Source organism: Robbsia andropogonis, from assembly GCF_000970345.1.
In the GTDB taxonomy this organism is placed as follows: Bacteria; Pseudomonadota; Gammaproteobacteria; order Burkholderiales; family Burkholderiaceae; genus Robbsia; species Robbsia andropogonis.
Genome location: NZ_LAQU01000154.1, coordinates 1 through 1,838, shown reverse-complemented (window position 1 = coordinate 1,838; position 1,838 = coordinate 1). Strand labels below are relative to the sequence as shown.

General features: G+C 57.8%; 1 protein-coding gene and 2 pseudogenes. All 3 read right to left on the bottom strand.

What is annotated here, in order from left to right:
- Positions 1 to 377: pseudogene (locus tag WM40_RS28405) on the bottom strand (hypothetical protein); the annotation flags it as partial.
- Positions 374 to 1,297, bottom strand: a complete 924-nt coding sequence (locus WM40_RS28400; protein ID WP_157793826.1) for a hypothetical protein — start codon at positions 1,295 to 1,297, stop codon at positions 374 to 376. The gene WM40_RS28400 and the pseudogene WM40_RS28405, both read right to left, overlap by 4 nt.
- A 257-nt stretch (positions 1,298 to 1,554) precedes the next feature.
- Positions 1,555 to 1,833: pseudogene (locus tag WM40_RS31945) on the bottom strand (IS6 family transposase); the annotation flags it as partial.
- Between the last annotated feature and the right edge of the window lie 5 nt (positions 1,834 to 1,838).

Here is a 1,838-nt window from a genome sequence, read left to right as displayed (position 1 = left end):
AGCCCATTGAACTGACGCGGTGCCTTGGTATACGCCTGCTCGTGTACGATCTGCGCATCTCGCGCATTCAGGTACAGCAACATTTTGATGCTGTAATCCATGGCGCCGCGCCAGAGCGCAAGTGTGTCCGCATCCTCAGGGTCCCGTGAGTTGCGAAAGGATTCATCGAGCAGCGCATGAATGGTTTTATCCGGATCGTCCAACGACAAGCTGATGACGTCCATCGCGCCGGTCGTCGCGCTATCCTGGCATGTCCACGCAACCAGGTCGAGCGTCTGTTCGGTGCGAAAAATGGCGATCGCCTCGACATCACCGGCCTTCTCCCACCGCGACGGTTCAGGAATGATGCACACCGTGTCGGCTGGCAGCGTGATCATTCCGACCGGCACGTCGTCAGCAATGTAAGAGTCGTCGAGCAGTCGGTGCAAGGGGGGGTCGGCTCATAGAACACACCATGACGCACCTCGAATGCAAGCCAGATGATGCTGTATTGCGCGATCATCCGGACCTGCATGGCGTTGAATCCGTCTGCCCCGTTAGGCAGTATGTCCCGGATGAACGGATCGATGAATCGCATCAGCGTAAGCACCCCTTTTGTCCTTAGCGCCTGAGTGAAGCTCTGCGAGTCCACCGCGTCTAACGCGTCCCGGGCAGCGTGCCACGCTTGCATTGCGCCACTCACACGGTACCGCACGAGTCCAGGCAAGCGAGCGAGCTTAGGGTTGGCTGTATCGCTACTGCGGCTGATTGCCTCAATGAGCAAGGCACGAATCGTTGCGTGCTGCTGACGGGATTCTTCTTCCCGTGTGGGCGCTCGCTCCACCAGTGGCTGCGAGCGGCGACGTTTGCGGTACTGGGCGATTGCCTCTGGCGCGTGCCGCACCTCAATCTCCATGGCGCCGGCCTGCCCACGATGCCGATCGTCCCACCCGGCTTCGAGACGCAAATCACGGAACGCCATCTTTACGGCTGCGGGCGACGCGGGCACGCCCAACCACTCGATGAGTCTCGGGCGGATCTTCTGCCAGATGTAGTCAAGCAGTTCATCTGGGTCTTCGCCGTCCATCGGACGCACGTGACCCGCGCTCAACCATAGCGTGACCCCTGGTAAGAAACCAGCGCACCGTAGAGGTTGGCCATCCAGCGCCATCGAGCCAGACAGCACCACCTTGAACAGGTCGCCGGAGGCAAGCATTGCGCCATCAGAAAGCACGACGTGCCTCTCGAGCGCAAAGCGTAGCGATTCAATGTCAACTTCCGGAATGCTTGCGTCGGAAGTCAATGTCGGTCGATTCATGATCATGTAATGCAAGAATGTGGAGAACGCGCTTTATCTTGAAAAACCTTACACCTCGATCCAGCCGTCGCGCACCAGCAGCGCGGCCGATGTTCAGCGTTCGCCCCAAATGGCTGGTCAAGGCCTGCTGTACTTTCTCCGATTGCGCCAAGTCCAGCGCGTTGACCTTGCTAAACGTGTAGAGATGAAAGGTTTACGTAAAACTGACGGGCAGCCTGCATCAGCACTGGTTTTTATGTGGCTTTCCTCGCACGGACACGCCATAGCCAGTAACGCTCACCGCACAGACACAAGAACATCTGGTCCAGATGCCAAGTGTTCGCCTTGCGCCCGGTGACCTTCACTTGTCAGGCAAAGTGATCGCCAAATTTATCGCACCATCGTCGGATCGATTCGTAGCTCACCACGACGCTGCGCTGGAGCAACAATTCTTCGATATCAAGAAAGCTCAGCGAGAAGCGAAAATACCAGCGCACCGCTTGGCTGATAATGGTGGGCGGGAAGCGATGACCGCGGTAAATAGACGAGGTTGTCATGCATC